The 17,671-nt window shown below is 70.6% G+C and carries 23 protein-coding genes; 9 read left to right on the top strand and 14 right to left on the bottom strand.

Annotated features, from left to right (window positions below):
* Window positions 1-496 precede the first annotated feature (496 nt).
* Window positions 497-829: a hypothetical protein gene (locus tag QSK26_RS09545; RefSeq protein WP_285774669.1), complete on the bottom strand. Its 333-nt coding sequence runs from the start codon at window positions 827-829 to the stop codon at window positions 497-499.
* 689 nt (window positions 830-1,518) lie between these two features.
* A complete protein-coding gene (locus QSK26_RS09550; protein WP_285774670.1) occupies window positions 1,519-2,784 on the bottom strand; it encodes an acyltransferase family protein in 1,266 nt (421 codons plus the stop codon).
* Between the two features lie 349 nt (window positions 2,785-3,133).
* Between QSK26_RS09550 and QSK26_RS09555 the strand changes: the two genes are divergently transcribed.
* The gene (locus tag QSK26_RS09555) at window positions 3,134-3,370 is read left to right on the top strand and encodes a hypothetical protein (RefSeq protein WP_285774671.1); all 237 of its coding nucleotides are present in this window, start codon (window positions 3,134-3,136) and stop codon (window positions 3,368-3,370) included.
* Window positions 3,371-3,542: 172 nt separating this feature from the next.
* Here the strand turns inward: QSK26_RS09555 and QSK26_RS09560 are convergent, their stop codons facing one another.
* Window positions 3,543-3,863, bottom strand: a complete 321-nt coding sequence (locus QSK26_RS09560) for an Rv3488 family transcriptional regulator (RefSeq protein ID WP_285774672.1) — start codon at window positions 3,861-3,863, stop codon at window positions 3,543-3,545.
* 247 nt (window positions 3,864-4,110) lie between these two features.
* Between QSK26_RS09560 and QSK26_RS09565 the strand changes: the two genes are divergently transcribed.
* The gene (locus tag QSK26_RS09565) at window positions 4,111-4,386 is read left to right on the top strand and encodes a tyrosine-type recombinase/integrase (protein WP_285774673.1); all 276 of its coding nucleotides are present in this window, start codon (window positions 4,111-4,113) and stop codon (window positions 4,384-4,386) included.
* Window positions 4,387-4,440: 54 nt separating this feature from the next.
* Here QSK26_RS09565 and QSK26_RS09570 read toward each other — a convergent pair whose 3' ends face one another.
* Window positions 4,441-5,226 carry an ABC transporter permease gene (locus QSK26_RS09570; RefSeq protein WP_285774674.1) on the bottom strand — a complete coding sequence of 262 codons (786 nt, stop codon included), beginning with the start codon at window positions 5,224-5,226 and terminating at the stop codon, window positions 4,441-4,443.
* On the bottom strand, window positions 5,223-5,900 hold the full coding sequence (locus tag QSK26_RS09575) for an ABC transporter ATP-binding protein (RefSeq protein ID WP_285774675.1): 678 nt from the start codon (window positions 5,898-5,900) through the stop codon (window positions 5,223-5,225). The genes QSK26_RS09570 and QSK26_RS09575 overlap by 4 nt, the downstream gene beginning before the upstream one ends.
* 137 nt (window positions 5,901-6,037) lie before the next feature.
* On the opposite strand from QSK26_RS09575, the gene QSK26_RS09580 reads away from it, so the two are divergent.
* From QSK26_RS09580 to chrA, 3 genes are read left to right on the top strand one after another with little or no spacing between them, the layout of a single operon-like run.
* Entirely contained in the window at window positions 6,038-6,613 is a 576-nt protein-coding gene (locus QSK26_RS09580) for a Chromate resistance protein ChrB (RefSeq protein ID WP_285774676.1), read from the top strand.
* On the top strand, window positions 6,610-7,041 hold the full coding sequence (locus tag QSK26_RS09585) for a chromate resistance protein ChrB domain-containing protein (protein WP_285774677.1): 432 nt from the start codon (window positions 6,610-6,612) through the stop codon (window positions 7,039-7,041). Before QSK26_RS09580 ends, QSK26_RS09585 begins: the two co-directional genes overlap by 4 nt.
* Before the next feature lie 14 nt (window positions 7,042-7,055).
* Window positions 7,056-8,435, top strand: coding sequence for a chromate efflux transporter (gene chrA, locus QSK26_RS09590; protein ID WP_285774678.1), 1,380 nt, complete (start codon window positions 7,056-7,058; stop codon window positions 8,433-8,435).
* Between the two features lie 56 nt (window positions 8,436-8,491).
* Here the strand turns inward: chrA and QSK26_RS09595 are convergent, their stop codons facing one another.
* The 4 genes from QSK26_RS09595 to QSK26_RS09610 are packed head-to-tail and all read right to left on the bottom strand — an operon-like array spanning window position 8,492 to window position 10,558.
* A complete protein-coding gene (locus QSK26_RS09595; protein WP_285774679.1) occupies window positions 8,492-8,992 on the bottom strand; it encodes a GNAT family N-acetyltransferase in 501 nt (166 codons plus the stop codon).
* A complete protein-coding gene (locus QSK26_RS09600; RefSeq protein ID WP_285774680.1) occupies window positions 8,989-9,408 on the bottom strand; it encodes an arsenate reductase ArsC in 420 nt (139 codons plus the stop codon). Before QSK26_RS09600 ends, QSK26_RS09595 begins: the two co-directional genes overlap by 4 nt.
* Window positions 9,405-10,172, bottom strand: a complete 768-nt coding sequence (locus tag QSK26_RS09605) for an aquaporin (RefSeq protein WP_285774681.1) — start codon at window positions 10,170-10,172, stop codon at window positions 9,405-9,407. Before QSK26_RS09605 ends, QSK26_RS09600 begins: the two co-directional genes overlap by 4 nt.
* On the bottom strand, window positions 10,169-10,558 hold the full coding sequence (locus QSK26_RS09610) for an ArsR/SmtB family transcription factor (RefSeq protein ID WP_285774682.1): 390 nt from the start codon (window positions 10,556-10,558) through the stop codon (window positions 10,169-10,171). Before QSK26_RS09610 ends, QSK26_RS09605 begins: the two co-directional genes overlap by 4 nt.
* Before the next feature lie 87 nt (window positions 10,559-10,645).
* Between QSK26_RS09610 and QSK26_RS09615 the strand changes: the two genes are divergently transcribed.
* A complete protein-coding gene (locus QSK26_RS09615; protein ID WP_285774683.1) occupies window positions 10,646-11,134 on the top strand; it encodes an ArsI/CadI family heavy metal resistance metalloenzyme in 489 nt (162 codons plus the stop codon).
* A gap of 255 nt (window positions 11,135-11,389) precedes the next feature.
* On the opposite strand, the gene QSK26_RS09620 is transcribed toward QSK26_RS09615, so the two are convergent.
* Together QSK26_RS09620 and QSK26_RS09625 are read right to left on the bottom strand one after the other, a co-directional pair.
* Complete coding sequence (locus QSK26_RS09620) at window positions 11,390-11,527, bottom strand: hypothetical protein (RefSeq protein ID WP_285774684.1); 138 nt, start codon at window positions 11,525-11,527, stop codon at window positions 11,390-11,392.
* A gap of 34 nt (window positions 11,528-11,561) precedes the next feature.
* The gene (locus tag QSK26_RS09625) at window positions 11,562-12,026 is read right to left on the bottom strand and encodes a hypothetical protein (protein WP_285774685.1); all 465 of its coding nucleotides are present in this window, start codon (window positions 12,024-12,026) and stop codon (window positions 11,562-11,564) included.
* On the opposite strand from QSK26_RS09625, the gene QSK26_RS09630 reads away from it, so the two are divergent.
* Window positions 12,025-12,591, top strand: a complete 567-nt coding sequence (locus tag QSK26_RS09630) for a hypothetical protein (RefSeq protein WP_285774686.1) — start codon at window positions 12,025-12,027, stop codon at window positions 12,589-12,591. The two genes, QSK26_RS09625 and QSK26_RS09630, sit on opposite strands and share 2 nt — an antisense overlap.
* A gap of 83 nt (window positions 12,592-12,674) precedes the next feature.
* Here the strand turns inward: QSK26_RS09630 and QSK26_RS09635 are convergent, their stop codons facing one another.
* Window positions 12,675-13,268, bottom strand: coding sequence for a TetR/AcrR family transcriptional regulator (locus QSK26_RS09635; protein ID WP_285774687.1), 594 nt, complete (start codon window positions 13,266-13,268; stop codon window positions 12,675-12,677).
* 84 nt (window positions 13,269-13,352) lie between these two features.
* Between QSK26_RS09635 and QSK26_RS09640 the strand changes: the two genes are divergently transcribed.
* Both QSK26_RS09640 and QSK26_RS09645 read left to right on the top strand, forming a co-directional pair.
* Window positions 13,353-14,255, top strand: coding sequence for an NAD(P)-dependent oxidoreductase (locus tag QSK26_RS09640; protein ID WP_285774688.1), 903 nt, complete (start codon window positions 13,353-13,355; stop codon window positions 14,253-14,255).
* Window positions 14,256-14,371: 116 nt separating this feature from the next.
* Window positions 14,372-15,343, top strand: coding sequence for a helix-turn-helix domain-containing protein (locus tag QSK26_RS09645; protein WP_285774689.1), 972 nt, complete (start codon window positions 14,372-14,374; stop codon window positions 15,341-15,343).
* A 16-nt stretch (window positions 15,344-15,359) separates the two neighbouring features.
* Here QSK26_RS09645 and QSK26_RS09650 read toward each other — a convergent pair whose 3' ends face one another.
* Together QSK26_RS09650 and QSK26_RS09655 are read right to left on the bottom strand one after the other, a co-directional pair.
* Complete coding sequence (locus QSK26_RS09650) at window positions 15,360-16,001, bottom strand: response regulator (protein ID WP_285774690.1); 642 nt, start codon at window positions 15,999-16,001, stop codon at window positions 15,360-15,362.
* The gene (locus QSK26_RS09655; protein WP_285774691.1) at window positions 15,998-17,320 is read right to left on the bottom strand and encodes a sensor histidine kinase; all 1,323 of its coding nucleotides are present in this window, start codon (window positions 17,318-17,320) and stop codon (window positions 15,998-16,000) included. The genes QSK26_RS09650 and QSK26_RS09655 overlap by 4 nt, the downstream gene beginning before the upstream one ends.
* Window positions 17,321-17,671 lie beyond the last annotated feature (351 nt).

Genomic DNA, 17,671 nt, shown 5'->3' on the forward strand with positions numbered 1-17,671 from the left:
AGCTCCACCTGACCGAGCCCACCACCGTCACCGTGGAGCTCACCATGGTCGGTCAATCCACCAACCGCCCGATCCGCTGGTCGGTCGGCCTGTTCGAGCGATCGTAGGAACACGTCCACCACGCCGGTATGGGTCAGCCGAGGCAGAGCCAGAAGCGGCCATTGATCGCGCCGCGGCCGCGCGCGCCGCCGGCGCGAAGGCGGCGAAGACGCCGGCGCCGATCATCGAGCCCAGCCCGATGACGACCGCGTCGGTCAGGCCCAGGCGGCGCTCCAGCAGCCCCTGACCGGTAGGGGCGGGTGTGCCCGCCACGACGACCTCCCGTTGAACGGATCCCGATATCGGATCACGATATCGTGTGGCGGTAGTCAGAGATCTTCCGGGAGGCCCAGCAACGGCAGCGTCATCCGTCCACCACGCGGCCCGTGACATCACCCCCAGGACAAGGCGGCCGCGATGTTCGCCGTGGGGCGGATTCCAGGGGACGTCGCAACGATCATTGGAACCTCGTCTTGCCTGAAAGGACCCCATGAGCGACAACCACACCTGCACGTACTGCCATCTGAGCGCCGCCACCGATGAACCTCCCGGCGGCTGGGTCTATCGCGATGAGTTCTGGCTGGTCCAGCACGGCCCCGCCGAGACATCCAGGCCAGGCACCATGAAGATCATCTCCAGGCGGCACTTCGTCGATTTCGCCAATATGACCGCTCCCGAAGCGGCGTCCTACGGTCCGCTGCTCACCCGCCTGGACATCGCCCTGCGCGCCACCACTGACGCCGAACGCGTCCATCTCGTCTCGACCCGCGACCGCGTCCAGCACTTCCACGCCTGGCTCTACCCACGCCCCGCCGCCCACCCCCTGCGTGGCACCGACTTCCTGGCCGCCCCCCCAGCACAGCGACCCAGCCGAGGCCGAAGCCGCCGCCCAAGCCGTCCGCCACCATCTCACCGCAACAACCCCCGGCTGAGCTGGACCGCGGGTCTGCCCCATCGTCGCTGTGCTCGTTCAGGCCCGCGGTCCAAGCCGCTCCAAGTCATCATCTGCCCCACACGCGTTCAGTCCTTGGCCGCAGCATCATCGCCTGCGGCCAAGACGTGGCCCTCCAGGTCGCCGGCAATGTCGTGGGCGCACTCGCCAGAGGGTTCCATCACGGCGACCACGGTGTGTTTGATCCGGTCCCGACCTCTGGAGGGGGCAGGTGACCGCCTTGGTCCAGGTGGTCAGGGCGGCTTCGCTGGGTCCTGTCTCCCTGGTGGCGGCCGGGTGGGCTGGTCTGGCACCGGCCCTTACGGCCTCAGGGAGTCGGGGGCTGGTCGGTGGGGTTGCCCTCGGCAGCGGCTGCGAGGGTTTGTGGACGACGCCGACAGAGACCTTCACTCCGGCGGCGATGGTACGGATGGATGCCCCGCGCCGGCGACGGTCGAGGATGAAGGAGCGTTCGGTGTGCTCGCCGGCGCCGATACCCTCCAGCACCTTGACGCCGATGCCCCGTTGGAACAGGTCGTTGAGGACGATCAGTCCTTCGAGGAGATTGCGGCCAAGCCGGTCGACCTCCTGGACTCTGCCCGACGGGGTTCGGCCTGGCTGATCAGGCGCCTGCCCAGCCGCTGCGCCGGCATCTCCACCCATCGCCAGGTCAGCGCACACAGCCCAAGCAGCACCGCGTACACCGCCACCAGCAGCGTCGGGCGTACTGCCACTGGTACGGCCTGCGGATTCGGCAGAAGGTACTCCACGCTCTCCAACAGCAGCGGGTGCAACAGGTAAATCGAGTAGGACACCAGGCCCAACCATGTCAGCCACGATGGCATCGTGCGGTGGCGCAGCGTCATCCCGGCGGTGAACGTCAGCCAGGCCGCTGCGATCGCCAGTTGCACTCCCAAATCGGCGCGCGCGAGCCACAACCCCGCCAGCGGTACCAGTGCCACCCAGGCGATGTGCCGATGACCGAATTGGCCTGTCTCGACACGGTACAGCGCGGTGCCGGCGAACATGGTCGCCAAGATGAACAGCCCCTGCCACGGTCCGGGGTAACTCTGGTTGACCGCCAGCAGCAGGAGGACCGTGCCCGCGATGGCCACAGCGCCCACCTGCTGTAGCCGCCTGCCGCCGCGCAGCACCGCGGCCAGTCCGGCAGCCAGCACGGCGGTCACGACGACCACGACCGTGAGCATACGCCCCGCCCCGCCGGCCGACAGGAGTGTCACCGGCAGCAGCCCTGCGCCCAGCACAGCGACCGCCGCGAACGCGAGCGCGGCTGCGGTGCTGCGCCGGTGTACACCCAGGGTGAACATCGCCGTCAGCAGCAGGTAGAAGGCCATCTCGTAGGACAGGGTCCACAGCACATTGGCCAGGTTCGGCACGTACATCAGGTTCTGCAGCATGCTGGCGTGCGCCAGGGCCAGCGCCACCGGCCGACTGCCCCACCAGGTGTGCAAGCTGTCCCAGCCGACCGCCGCCAGCAGCGCCATACCGAGGACGCACACGGTGAACAGCGGCCACAGCCGGAAGAACCGCGAGACCCAAAAGGCCCGCACGCTGCCCCGGCGCTCCAGCGACGCCGGCACGATGTAGCCGCTGACCAGGAAGAACACCAATACGCCGTACCAACCGGGATCGAAGACAGCCTTGATCGGCAACCGCGCCTCCGGCCACAGCGGCTTGAGCGCATGCTCGAAAACCACCACCATCGCAGCCAGTCCGCGCAGCGCGTCTAACCAGGCCAGACGGCGGGCATGCGGCGGAGCCGAGTCGACGGCAGTGAGGGGGGCAGAAACCATCCGGACATCGTAGTAAGAAACATCATTTGCAACCCTGGCGTGCGGGTACTGACCTGCCCCCACTCGTGACGCAGCTGGCCATGCGGGAGGGCGTGCCCAGCGAGCATGACCGGAGGAGACAGCGTCCTGAGCTGGCGGCACCTGCCTCCAGGTGTGCTTGACCGTGCAAGGGCTTGCGCTCGAATTACTCAATCACTGGGCGCAGCAGCGGCCGTCACCGGCCTGGGCCGCGCCGCCCCGCTCGACCGGGAGATGGGCCTGGCCAAGTACGTTCCCGGGGACCCGCTCGACCCGCCCGGCGGCCGGATGCCGCAGGACTTCCCCGCGGGATCGCGACCTGATCGCCAACATGGCCGCCTTCATCCGCATGTATGAGCCACACGAAGCCCGCGAGGACACCGTCGTCTTCCCCGCCATGAGGGACGTCATCCCGCCCAAGGAGTTCACCAAGATGGCCGAGACCTTCGAAGACGAGGAACACCGCCGTTTCGGCGCGGCCGGCTTCACCGGCATCGTCGGGCAGGTGGCCGACATCGAAAAGACACTCGGGATCTACGACCTGAACCAGTTCACACCCCGCGTATGACGCCCCCCGGGGTCGAACAACGAAGGCGAACGACGACGACCCAGGACGCCCCGGACACGGACGCACCGAAGCAATCACCCCGCGCACGACGCGGCTGGGCCTCAGCTTGATGCTGAAGTTCTTCGAGCTTGAGGGTCGGTTTCCCCGGCACGTCGGGGAGTTCCCCAAGGGCTCAGACAGTCCCCGGTGGCCGATTCGCCTCTGGCAGCACCTCGCGCGCCAACTCCAGCAACGCCCTGCGGTCCTCCACCAGCGCCGCCACGCCCGCCTCGGTGGCCCGATAGACCCGCCGCACCCGCCCCTCGACCACCTCCTGCCGCGAGGACAACAACCCATCGGCCTCCAGCCGATGCAGCGTGGGATACAACGTGCCGGGACTGATCGCATAGCCGTGCCGCTTGAGCTCCTCGGTCATCCACGCCCCGTGAACGTCCTGCTCGGCAGCATGATGCAAGATATGCAGCCGCACCGCCCCACGCAGGAACTCCCGCATCAGCCTTCACCGCCAGTCCTTTGATCGCCATGCCGACCCTCAGCATATGACGAAACCGATATCGGCCGCCGATGTCACCCCCTCTCCCGAGACGCCGGTACAGGCCGCCCCTCGTTCGTCTCGAATGCACCACACCGCACTGTCACGGGCGGACGAAGGAGCCGAACCCTTTAGCCGAGTGCTTGGACGGCGTATGGGCCGCCGCCCGGCTGCTGCCCCGGCTGCTGGAGGGCGACGGTCCGGGCCGGTGTTCCTGACCGGCAGCCGGGCCCGGCTGTCCTACCGGCGCGCCGCCGGTTGCTTCGAGCAGGCCACCGCCGAGTCGCCGGGCGGGCCGTGGACGCTGCACCAACTCCGGCACAGCGCGCTGACGCACGCCGCCGAGGACGGCGCGAACACCTCCACCCTGCTGGCCTACTCCGGGCACATCTCGGTCGCCTCCCTGGCACGCTACGCCCGCGTCTCACCGGAGGCTCTGGCCCGCCGGCAGGAAGGCCGGGATCCGGCCGCCCGACGTAGGTGATCACGGCGGGCGGCGGGATGGCCTGCCCTCCTCCCGCAAGGGACGCTGTCCGGTTCAGCGGGGAAAGGGGGTGGCGAGGTCGTGGAGCCGGTGGGCGTCGTCGAACAGGACGGTGCGAGCCAGGCGGGCGGCGACCAGGGCGGCCAGGGTGGCGGCGGCGAGCAGCATGTACATCACCACGATCTGGTAGCGGATGGCGGTGAGCGGGTCGATCCCGGCGAGGATGAGGCCGGTCATCGCGCCGGGCAGGCTGATCAGGCCGACGACCTTGGTGGAGTCGATGGCGGGCATGACCGCGGTGCGCAGCGCGGTACGCGCGTGTGGAGCGAAGGCGGCCGCGGCGTCCAGGCCGAGGCTGAGGCGGGCCTCGATCTGCGGGCGGGCCGTTTCGATCTCCTCGCGCAGCCGGGTGAGGGTCAAAGCGGTGGCCTGCATGGCGCCGGCGACCACCATCCCTGCGACGGGGACGAGCACGTGCGGCCGGGTGTCGATCACCGTGAAGGCGACCAGGACGGCCAGGGTGCCGGCCGTGCCGGCGGCGACGGCGAGGGTGGCCACGGCGGGGGCCCGGGGCAGGCCGCGGGCGCGGCGGGCGGCGACCCGGCCGGCGATGAGCACCATGATCGCGATCCAGGCGCACGATCCGGCCAGGCCGCCCCAGTCGAAGATCACGGCTAGGACGGCGGCGACCGCGATGAGCTGGCCGAGTGCGCGGGCGGCGGCGATGAGCACGTCGGCGGCCAGGCCGAGCCGGGCACGGGCGGCGATGAGGGCGGCCAGCGCCACGAGCACGGCGGAGGCGGCCACGGCGGGCCAGCCGGGGATCGCGGGGGCGGTCATGGCGCCGCCGGGTAGGTCAGGTGTGCCGGGTCGCCGGCTTCGATCAGGCGTCCGTCCCGCAGCACGAGTGCGTGGCCGGCGAGCCGCTGGACGCCTGTGGTGCGGTGGCTGACCAGGACCACGCTGCCCCCGTCGGCGATGAAGGAGGCCACGAGGTCGTCGATGAGGCCGGTCGCGGCGGCGTCCAGCGCGGAGGTGGGCTCATCCAGCAGCAGGACCTCCGGGCCGGTGGTCAGGGCGCGGGCGATGCCCAGCCGCTGGGCCTGCCCGCCGGACAGGCCCGCGGTGGGGCGGGAGAGGAACGCGCCGCCCAGTCCCACCCGCTCCAGCAGCTCTCTGGCCTGAGCGGTCTCCAGGCCGGGGCGTCCGACGGCCAGTTCACCGGCCACCGTCCCGGTCAGCAGCACGGTGTGCTGCGCGACCAGGGCGATCCGGCGGCGCAGGCGCAGCGGGTCGTAGCCGGTCAGTGGCCGGCCGTCCAGGGCGATCTGTCCGCTCGCGGGGTCGGCGAGCCGGTTGAGCAGCCGTAGCAGGCTGGATTTCCCCGCCCCGCTCGGCCCGGTCACCAGCGTGCAGCAGCCTCGTGGCAGGTGCGCGGAGACGTCGTGGAGTACCAGCGCGCCGCCGCGGCGCAGGCTGACCTGCTCCAGTGCGAATCCTTCCTGCGGGAGCATGTGCCTCCCCTCTCGCGCCGGGTCGCCGGCGGGGCGTGTCCGCGGCGGGTGGGGCACCTGCCGGTACGCCGTCTCGCTTCCCTATCATTGTAACGTAGGTTACAGTGACGGTCGTTACAAGATTTGGGAGGTGCTTCGTGGGTGAGGAGCCACTGGCCACACCCGGCCAGGCCGGGCAGTGGGTGCTGCTGGCCTACCGGATGCCGAGCCGGCCCTCGGCCCCGCGTATCGCGGTCTGGCGCAAACTGGACCGCCTCGGCGTGGCCCGGCTGGGTGACGGGCTGGTGGCGCTGCCCGCCGACGCGCGTACCCGGGAACAACTGGACTGGATCGCCGAGGAGATCGTCACCGGTGAGGGCACCGCCACGGTATGGCTGGCCGTCCCCGGCAGCCTGGTCCAAGAACGGGCGATCGCCGAGCAGATGCAGGCCGACCGCCGGGTCGAATACCGGAAGGTCATCGTCGCCGCCCACGCCGCGCAGACCGCCAGGCCGGGTGAGCGTTCCCGCGCGGCGGGCCGGTTGCGCGCCGAGCTGCGCCGCATCGCCCGCCGGGACTTCTTCCCGCCCGCCGAACGCGATGCGGCCCACCAGGCCGTCCGCGCGCTGACCGAGCCCGAACAAGCGCCCGGCCCGGCCGATGAGGACCGCGTGTCCGCCCCGGCCTCCGCCACCGGGCAGACGGCGGCATCACGCAAGGGGAAGACGCGATGAGGTGGGCGACCCGGGCGGGCGTGCACATCGACCGGGCGGCGTGCGCCTGGCTGATCCGCCGCCACCTCGACCCCGGCGCCGTCTTCGTCTTCGTCGACGACCCGGCCCTGGTCCCCGCGGACGCGACCCCGTTCGACATGCGCGGAGCCGAACTGTCCCACCACGGCGCCGACTGCAGCTTCGAGACGATCCTGCGCCGCTACGAGCTGGACGACCAGGTGCTGTGGAAGATCGCCGAGATCGTGCACGAGGCCGACATCGACGACGAACGCTACGACGCCCCCGAAGCCCCCGGCCTGGACGTCATCCTGCGCGGCCTGTCGATGACGTGCGACGACGAACGTGTCCTGGACCTGTCCGGGCCGCTGTTCGACGGCCTGTACGAGTACTACCGGCGGGCGTTCCTGCTCGGCCGCCCACCCGCCTGACCCGGAGGCACCCGATGAGCCAGCCGCAGACCGCTACCGGCCACGCCCCGGCCTCAGGCGACGTGATCCCCTTCCGCCAGGCCGTACGAGCCTGGTCCGGCATCGCGCTGCAGACCTTCGGCGGCCCGGCCGGGCAGATCGCGGTCATGCAGCGCACCCTGGTGGAGGAGAAACGCTGGATCGGCCAGCAGCGCTTCAACCACGCCCTCAACTACTGCATGCTGCTCCCCGGCCCCGAAGCCCAGCAACTGGCGATCTACGTCGGCTGGCTGCTGAACGGCACCCGCGGCGGCCTGGTCGCCGGCACCCTGTTCGTGCTGCCCGGCATGCTCGCGCTGCTGGCCCTGTCCGCGGTGTACATCCTGTGGCAGGACACCACGGTGGTGAGCGCCCTGTTCGCCGGCATCGGCCCCGCCGTGCTGGCCATCGTCGCCCAGGCCGTCATCCGGGTCGCCAAACGCTCCCTCACCCATCCGATCCTGATCGCCCTGGCCGTGGCCGCCTTCGCCGCGCTGGTGCTGTTCGCGGCACCGTTCCCCCTCGTCATCGCGGTGGCCGCCGCCGTCGGCTGGGCGGTGCACAAACTGCGGCCCGACATCTTCACCCGCGGCAACGGACATGGCGGCGACGGCGGCTCGGCACCGCTGATCCCCGACGACGTCCTGCACCACGCCCGGCCGTCCTGGCGCTCGGCGAGCCGGATCCTTGCCATCGGCCTGGTCGCCTGGTGGCTGCCGGTGGCCGCCGTCGCCCTGCTGTTCGGCACCGGCAGCGTCTTCACCACCCAGGGCCTGTTCTTCTCCGGCACCGCCCTGGTCACCTTCGGCGGCGCCTACGCGGTACTGGCCTTCGTCGCCCAGCAGGCCGTCCAGACCTACGGCTGGCTCACCCCCGGCGAGATGGTACGCGGCCTGGCCCTGGCCGAGACCACCCCCGGCCCGCTGATCATGGTGGTGCAGTTCGTCGCCTTCCTCGGCGCCTACCGCGACCCCGGCACCCTCGACCCGTGGGCCGGCGCGCTGCTCGGAGCGCTGCTGACCACCTGGGTCACCTTCGTCCCCTGCTTCCTGTTCATCTTCCTCGGCGCCCCCTACGTCGAACGCCTGCGTGCCAACACCGCGATCAGCGCCGCACTCACCGGCATCACCGCCGCCGTCGTGGGCGTCATCGCCAACCTCGCCGTGTACTTCGCCCAGCACACCCTGTTCGCCGCCACCCGCGTCCACACCTGGGGCCCCTTGCAGGTCCAGCTGCCCGAACCGGCCACCCTCAACGTTCTGGCCCTGGTCATCACCACAGCCGCGCTGGTCATGACGTTCGTGCTGCGCTGGCCGATGTTCCGCATCCTGGGCATCTGCGCGCTGCTGGGCATCGCCTCCCTGCTGCTGCCCTGACACGGCACAGCGCTAACGCGCGCGGACAAGACTCACAATCCGGCTTTCGAAGTTCCTCAGATGGCCGGGCTGCGCCGTTCGATCAGCACGACGTCGCGCCAGGCACCGTGGTGGCGGCCGATGCGCTCGCGGGTGCCGATCACCCGGAACCCGGCCCGGGCGTGCAGGGCGAGGCTGGCGGCGTTCTCCGGGAAGATCCCGGACTGGATCGTCCAGATCCCGGCGGCCTCGGTCGAGGCGATCAGGGCGGCCAGCAGGGCGGCGCCGACACCCCGGCGGCGGGCGGCGGGATGGACGTAGACGGAGTGCTCGACCACTCCGGCGTACGCGCACCGGTCTGATATCGCCACCGCCGCGACCCAGCCCAGGACCCGGCCGGCCTCCTCTACGGCGATGTGCCGGTGTGCGGGGAGCTTGGCGGCGTCGAAGTGGTCCCAGTCCGGGGCGGCGGTCTCGAAGGTGGCCTGTCCTTCTTCGATGCCGAGCTGGTAGATGGCCAGCACCTCAGAGGCATGCTCCGGCGTCATGGCGGTGATGCGCACGGTCGTGCCCGTCATGCCGGGTCCCGGTCGGCGGTGAGGTCGCTGATCAGGGCGCGGACCCGGGTTTCGATCTCGTCCCGGATCGGGCGGATGGCCGTGAGGCCCTGCCCGGCCGGGTCGGCCAGTTGCCAGTCCTCATAGCGTTTGCCGGGGAAGATGGGGCAGGCGTCCCCGCATCCCATGGTGATGACGACGTCGCCGGCCTGGACGGCTTCGGTGGTGAGGACTTTCGGAATCTCGGCGGAGATGTCGATGCCGACTTCCTTCATCGCCTCGACCACGGCCGGGTTCACCTCATCGGCCGGGGCGGACCCGGCCGAGCGGACCTCGATGGCGCCTTCAGCCAGGTGGGTGAGGAACGCGGCGGCCATCTGGGAACGGCCCGCGTTGTGGACGCAGACGAACAGCACGGACGGAACTTGGGTGCTCACGGGCGTGGACTTCCTTGCTCGGCGAAGGGTGAGGCGTCAGCGGCGGTGGCGGCGTCGGATGCTCCGAGACCGGTGTCCTCGCCGACGGATGAGGGGAACAGCGCCGTGACCAGGGCCACACCGACCAGGCCGCCTGCCAGCTGGGCGGCGATGAACGGACCGGCCGAGCCGGGGGTGATGCCCGCGTAGGTGCCGGTGAAGGCCCGGCCGATGGTCACCGCCGGGTTGGCGAAGCTGGTGGAGGAGGTGAACCAGTAGGCCGCGCCGATGTAGGAGGCCACCGCGGGTGCGGCGAAGTGGGCCCGGCCGGTGCGCAGGAGGCCGAAGACGAGCGCGACCAGCCCGGTGGTGGCCACCGCTTCGGACAGCCACAGATGGGTGCCGAAGCGCTCCTGCCCTGACCAGGACACCGCCGGCAGGCCGAACATCGCGTTGGCCAGCACCGCCCCGGCGATCGCCCCGGCGCTCTGCGCGCCGGTGTAGGCGGCCGCCTCACCCAGAGGCAGGCCCTCTCCGCCGCGGCGTCCGTGCCACCAGGCGGCCAGGGAGACCACCGGATTGAAGTGCGCCCCCGAGACCGGCCCCAGCAGGATGATGAGCACGCCCAGGCCGAAGACCGTGGCCAGCGAGTTGGCCAGCAGCGCCACACCGCCGTCGGAGCTGAGCCGATCGGCCTGGATACCCGAGCCGACCACTACGGCCACCAGGGCGCCGGTACCGGTCGCCTCAGCGGCCAGGCGCCGCCCCAAAGGCAGGTGGCTCATGCACCGCCGCCGGCGAGGGCCGGGACGGAGATCTGCCCGGGGACCTGGAGCAGGCTCGACAGGCGGTTCAACGCGGCCGGGATCACCCAGTAGTACACCCACGTCCCCCGCCGTTCCGACCCGACCAGGCCGGCCTCGCGCAGCACCTTCAGGTGGTGGGAGATGGTCGGCTGGGAGACGTCGAACGGACCGGTCAGGTCGCACACGCACGCCTCACCGCCCTCGTAGGAGGCGATCAGCGACAGCAGCCGCAGCCGGACCGGGTCGGCCAGGGCCTTGAACATCCGCGCCAGCTCGGCCGCGTCCGCCTCGCCCAGCGGCTCGCGGGCCATCGGCGTGCAGCACGCCTCGGCGGCCGGGAACACCGGCAGCATCTGCTTCGACATACATCTATGTTGACAGATGTCGAATCAGGAGGGCAACCTCCCTTGTATCGACGTCTGTCGATGCAAGACTTCCAAGGGGAGACCACCATGTCCCGTGTTCAACTCGCGCTGCGCGTCAGCGACCTGGAAGGCTCGATCGCCTTCTACTCTAAACTCTTCGGCACCGAGCCGGCCAAGCGCCGTCCCGGCTACGCCAACTTCGCCATCGCCGAGCCCCCGCTGAAACTGGTCCTGCTGGAAGGCGAAGAAGGCCAGGACACCCGCATGGACCACCTCGGCGTCGAGGTCGAAGACGGCGACCAGGTCACCGCGGCCACCCGTCGGCTGAAGGAGGCCGGGCTGGCGACGTTCGAGGAGAACGACACCTCCTGCTGTTACGCCCTGCAGGACAAGGTGTGGGTCACCGGCCCCGGTGCCGAACTGTGGGAGGTCTACGTGGTCAAGGCCGACGCCGACACCCTCGGCAAGTCCGCCACCACCGACCTGGCCGCGCCGTGCGTGTGCGGCCCCACTGGGGAGCAGGCCGCCGGCCAGGGCGTGCCGGTCGCTGCGGGACCGAATGCGGGCTGCTGCTGACCTCCGAGCCGACCAGACCCCCGCCGCACGCCGCGGCGGGGGCCTGCCTGCAGCCTGCTGCCGCTCTCCTTCGGGACGCCGTCATGAAAGGGGCGCAGGCCCGCAGCGGGGTCGGCGCGGGCGAAGGCGTAGCGGCCCGGGAAGTTGATGTGCTCGTACGGAATCGGTGACAGCCGGGCGCACATGTCCTCGGATGGCCGGGAATCCCTGACCGCGCAGGTGCCTCACGGCGGCGTCGATGTACAGGCTGTTCCATCACACCACGGCGTACCATCCGCCGGTGGCCAGGGCGCTCGGCGACGTGCGGGTGCAGCTCGACGCCACGTCGAAGGCGTCGCCCAGACGTAGTCGCCGCAGCAACCCGTCGCGGCCGGCTTCGGTGAGGCTCAGCACCTGTCGCTGGGGAGCACGAGCGTCATCGGAGAGCTCAACCAGGAAGGGGAGTGTCCCGTTGCCTCTCCGGCTGGTGTGGTGCAGCGGTGGTGACGACGTCCAGCATGTTGCGCGACGTCTGCAGCTCTTGGATGGCCATGGTGATGCGTTGGCGTTCCTGCTGCAGTTGGGCGACCAGGTCGGGGCAGGCGGGGACGAGCCGCTCGTCCTCCGCACGGATGCAGGGCATGGCCGTGGACAAGGGGGCCGGGTCGCCTGTGCCGTTCGCCGGGTGCGGGTGGCACGCCTTCAGCACACCGCGCCGGGTGGGCTGTCCAGCAGGGGCCTGGACGATTTGACCACCCACTTCGGCCAGAGCGCCGCCGTGGGGGGACGCGAGCCGGTCCTTGCTGGACTCATCTGCGCCGAAGCGATTGCGGGCGTACGCTTCAGGACACGTCAGGACATCGGCGGGACACAGGCGGACACCCGTGGACACCGGCGCGAGGGGCACTGGCATGGACGGGACGGTACGAGCGCCGTTCACCGGCGATCTGGACCTCGACGCGGTGCGGACGCGGGAGGACCTGGCCGCGCTGCTGCGGGCCGTGCACGCCCGGGCCGACGCCCCGGCCCTGCGCACACTGGAACGGCGGACCGGTGGACGGGTGTCGAAGTCCACCATCGGGGACGTGCTGGCCGGAAACCGGTTCCCCCGGCGGGCCGGGCTGGCGGCCCTGCTGGACGCGCTGGGCCTGGCCGAACAGGAGCACGAGCCGTGGGATCATGCCTGGCAGCGCCTGGCCGAGGTCGAGCAGACCCGAGCCGCCGGCGAGGCGGGCGAGCTGCACCGGCTGCGAGCCGAGAACGAGCAGCTGTGGGCCGAGAACGAGCGCCTGCGAGAACAGGTCGAACAGCTCACCATCCAGCCGGCGACGAGTGAGCAGACGCGAACGGCGCAAGAAGTGGTGGCGAGCCTGGACCCAGATGAGATCGTCGAGGCGCTCAAGGCCCTGGACCCGGAGGCCGGCAGCATCACCAAGCCGGTGAAAGAAAGATGGCGGCGGAATAGTGTCCCGGATTAGGCCGCCATCCTGGCCCTCGCCGGCCACGTCCGCGACCGGCCGGTGACGACCCGGGATGCAGGACGTCGTGTCCGGCCGAGTGCCTAATCGGCCACGGACGGGGCGACTTCGTATGAGCTGACCAGGCGGGCCAGCTGTCGGCCCGCCGCTCGCAGGGGTTCTTCGCTGCGTCTGACCTGGGCCGTCACCTCGGCGCCTTCCAGGGTGCTGATGATCGTGGTCGCGAGGTCCCGCGCGTCCTCGGCGCGCAGGCCTGAGCGTAGCAGCTTGTCGTGGACCAGTCCCTCCCAGCTGCGTAGCGCTGCCGCGCACACCTGCTGGATCTCCGAGTCGGTGCCTAGCGTCTCCAGCGCCGCCGCGGTGATCGGGCAGCCGTCGGTCCAGCCGGACTCGCGCAATGAGCCGGCGAGCTGCCGGGCGCAGGCCTCCACGGCGGCACCCGGGTCCTGCCGGCTGTTCAGCGCCTCGCGGAGGATGGCCGCGAACTCCTGGTCGCCGTGCTTGATGGCGGCGACCGCGACGGCCTCCTTGCCGTCGGGAAAGAAGTGGTAGACCGAGCCCAGGGTGGCCTGCGCCTCCTTGGCGATCTGTTTGATGCCCGTGCCGACGTACCCCTGGCGCTGCAGGAGACGTGCGGCGGCGATGACGATCCGATCCCGGGTGCTGGTCTGGCCCATGCGCTCAGCATAGTGGTTTGAACGTTCGTTTTAGAGATGTGCTACGGTCTACCCGCGCTCTAAATAGAGCGCTCGTTTTAGTCATTGAGCGCATCCACCGTGGAGGTCTCCATCGTGAACAGCAGGCAGCCTGTGACCGTCATCGGCCTCGGCCCCATGGGGCAGGCGATGGCCGGCGCCTTCCTCGACAAGGGCCACCGGGTCACCGTCTGGAACCGCACCCCTTCCCGCGCCGACGCACTGGTCGAGCGTGGCGCCGTGCTCGCGGGCAGCGTCGAGGAGGCGCTGACGGCCAACGAACTGGTGATCTTGAGTCTCACCGACTACGAGGCGATGTACGCCGTGCTGGAACCGGCAGCGCATGCCCTTTCCGGCCGTGTGCTGGTCAACCTCAGCTCCGACACCCCGGACAAGACCCGCGCGGGTGCCCGGTGGATCGTCGAGCATGGCGGGGTTCACCTCACCGGTGGCGTCACCGTGCCGCCGTCGGGCATCGGAAAACCCGAGTCGTACACCTTCTACAGCGGCCCCCGCGAGCCGTTTGAGACGCACCAGCCCACCCTCGAAGCCCTGACCAGCACGGACTTCCGGGGCGAGGACCCCGGGCTGGCCGCACTGTTCTACCAGATCGGCATGGTCATGTTCTGGACGTCCATGCTCAGCTACTGGCAAGCCATCGCCCTGGCCGATGCCCACGGCCTCACCGCCGCGGAGATCCTTCCGCACGCCACCGAGACCATGGCGTCGATGCCCAACTTCCTGTCGTTCTACGCGGCACGTATCGACTCCGGCGAGCACGGCGGCGACGTGGACCGGCTGGCGATGGGCCTGGCCAGCGTTGAGCACGTCCTGCACACGATCGCCGACTCGGGCGTCGACACCGCACTTCCCGCCGTCGTCGTGGACCTGTTCCGGCGCGGCATGGACGCCGGACACGCAGCCGACAGCTTCTCCAGCCTGGTTCAACTGATGAAGAAGGCGGGCTAGCAGTCCGTGCCCACCCTGTGGCGCTCGTTCACCGGGTGGGCACCGCTATAGGCTCGTTCCGTGTCAGCTGTTGCATTCGTGGCCGATCGGTTCGGGAGCCGGAGGCGAGGGGCAGGGTGAACGAGGTCGACTTACGGCACAACCTGATCGCCCCTCAAGCGGAGGCCATTGCAGGGGGCCGGCACGAAATCGGTGACACGGGCTTCGCGGGGGACGACGACCACGGGCTCGCTCTCGCCTCCTATGAGCGTGAGACGCAGTTCGGTCCCCTGCGCGTGGCGATGAGGAGTTTCCAGCCGCTGCGGCTCTGGCGAGCTTCGGAGAACCCCGCGATGCCCGAGGACCGCGAGACCTACCAACTCCTGGTGCCCCTGGCGGGAACGCTGAACGCCCTGTGGGACGACAGGCAGGCCACCTCGGGTGTCGGCAGTCTGGTCGTGCACGACATGTCGCGACTGGTGGCGTGCGAGTTCCGGACACGAGATCTCGGCACCGACTTCCGGACGGCGCTCGTCACGGTCCCGAGATCTTTGCTCCCGCTGCCCGGCGGGCACATCGATCGGATGCTCGGCAACCGTATTGCGGCCTGCGAGGGAGTGGGCGCCCTGCTCGCCGGCTTCGTCACCAACCTCGCCCGCACGCCGGACGCCTACCGGCCCTCCGACGGCCCGCGCCTGGGCATGGTGCTCCTGGACCTGATCTCCGCGCTGGTCGCCCGGACAGTCGACGACTCCTGCAAAGTGCCAACCCACCGGGAGGCACTGACACTGCGCATCAAGGCGTTCATTCAGCAGCACCTGCGCGAACCGGACCTGACTCCCCGTGCGCTCGCCGTCGAGCACAACATCTCCACGAGCTACCTGCACCGGCTCTTCCAGGACCAGGACACCACCGTCTCGGGTTACGTCCGGGCCGAGCGTCTCCACCGCGCCCGCCGCGACCTGGCCGATCCCGCGCTGCGCGATGTTCCCATCCACAGCATCGCCGCCAAGTGGGGCTTCTCCCAGGCGGCCGAGTTCAGCCGTGCGTTCCGCAACGCGTTCGGCTTTCCGCCCCGGGAGTTCCGGCGTGAGGCGCTGCGCACCTGAGAACCGGGCCGCGCCGCTACTCATCGGAGGACACCAATCCTGAGCGGTAGGCATGGATCGCGGCTTGGACACGGGTACGCACGCCGATCTTGGACAGGACGCGCGACACGTGGATCTTGACCGTGCCGGCGGCGATGCGCAGTTCCCCGGCGATCTCCGCGTTGGACCGGCCCAACGCGACCAGGCGGAGGACCTCCGTTTCCCGGACCGTCAGCTCCGGAGCATCGCCCCGTACCGGTGGGGTGGCGAAGCGACGCACCAGCCTGCGCGTGACCTGCGGGTCGATCAGTCCTTGGCCACGGTGGGCCGCACGGACGGCCGTGAGGTAGAGGTCGGTGTCACCGTCCTTCAGCAGGAAGCCCACCGCGCCCGCCTCTAGCGCCCCGAACAGGTACTCGTCGGTGTCGAACGTGGTCAGCGCGATGACGGGCACGTTCGGGGCGCAGGACAGTAACCGGCGGATCGCGGTGATTCCGTCGGTTCCTGGCATCCGGATGTCGGTGAGGATCACATCCGGTCGAAGCTCGCGCGCCATGTCGACCAGCTCGGCTCCGTCGCGCGCGGCGCCGAGGAACGCGATCTCGGGATCATCGCTGAGGAGCAGTCGCAGGCCCTCCCGGGCGAGATGCTGGTCGTCGGCGATCAGGAGGCGGATCATCGGGTCGCCCGGGAGGCGGGACGGTGGTCCACGAGAGCAGCCTGGGAGGCGGCCTCGCCGCTGCGGGACTTCCCCGCCCGCGCCGCCATGGGCCATTCCTCCGACGGGTCCGGCGAGCCTGGGGGCAGGTCGACGCGTACCCTCCAGCCGCCTTTCCCGTTCGGGCCGGCGTGGCAACGTCCGCCGAACGCCTTCACGCGTTCGCGCATCCCCGCCAGGCCGCGGCCCTCCCTGTGCATGCGGCCGTGGCCCGTGTCGTGGCCGGGCGGGACCCGAGGCGGACCGGGATCCTCGACGGTGACGGCGATCCGCCCACCCGCCGCGCGGACCTTGACCGTGGCCGAGCCGGCCGCGGAATGCCTCGCCGTGTTGGTCAGCGCCTCCTGGACGATCCGGTAGACACAGAGTTCGGTCTCGGCGCTGAGGGTGCTGTCGAGGTATGGGTCGATGTCGAGGGCGACCGCCAGTTCCGGCCCGCCGCTGCGCGCTGCGAGGGTGGCCAGGTCGGCGATTCCTGGCCCTTGCACCTCGTTCTCCGTGTCCGACCGCACCAGTGTCGCCAGCATCGCCCGGATCTCGGCCAGCGCCTCGGCCGACAGGCCGGCGATCCCGTCCAGCGCGCGGTCCGCTTCGGCATCGCGACCGCCCAGCGCCCGTCGCGCGCCGACCGCCTGCAACCGAATCGCACTGAGGTGGTGGCCGACGATGTCGTGGACGTCCCGGGCGATCCGCGCCGCCTCCTGCGCACGCGCCCGCTCCTCCCGGGCGCGTTGCAGTCGCCGGGCCTGCGCGGCTCGGTCGGCCCGCAACCGCAGGGCGTACCCGGCCGCGACCGGCGCCGCCCCGGCCACCGCGTAGACGGACACGGCCGCCAGGCCCGGGGTGGCCCCGCTCTGAAGTCCCAGCGCCGCAGCCCAGGCGATGGAGCCGGCCAGAAGAGCCGACCGCAGCCGGTGGCGATGATAGGCGGCCGACGCGACGGTCAGGCCCAGTACCCAGATCCCGTCCTCGCTTTCGAGCGCCAGGCTTGCCGCCAGCACCACCGCCGCCGAGGCGGCGACCGCGGTCAGCGGCAGTCGCCGGCGCACGGCCAGCGGGGCGCACGCGGCGAAGATCGGGACCGCCCACGTTGCCACCGCGCCCGCGTCGGTGATCTCTGGCGGGTACCCGCGTGCCCATCCCTCCAATGCCGAGACCAGCAGCGTGAGGGCCGCCGCGATGCCTGCGAGCAGGGCGTCGCGGCCCGTGGCCGGGATCCGCCGCCAGGAGGCGGCCGGGCTCCGGAAGGGCAAGGACCACAGGGCCGGTGCTCTTGTCACAGCGACCAGTATCACGCCGGCCCTGCCGGGCAAGTGGTGCTGGGCCTGACGGCCGGCTCGTACTCGTTGCGGTCCGCGGGAGCGGCGAGGGCGGGTCCCGTCGCGCACGATGTCAGGGGGAGGTGTTCGCCGCTCTGCCCGCCGCGCGGATTCCGGTCTTGGCCGGGTCATCGGAGATCCTCACAGCAAGGGTTCTCGGCAAGCGCCGCTGATGCCCTCACACGCTAGGCGGCACCACCCCACTGCCACATCTGCCGAAAGGCCTACTTCTGCAGGCGAGCAGACCGTCGCCCCGCTCACAGGCCGGGTGCAACGGCGCAGGTCTGAGGATGACCATCGCGTGGAGTGTGC

Origin of the sequence: Microtetraspora sp. NBRC 13810 (assembly GCF_030268685.1) — a bacterium.
Lineage (GTDB): Bacteria > Actinomycetota > Actinomycetes > Streptosporangiales > Streptosporangiaceae > BSRQ01.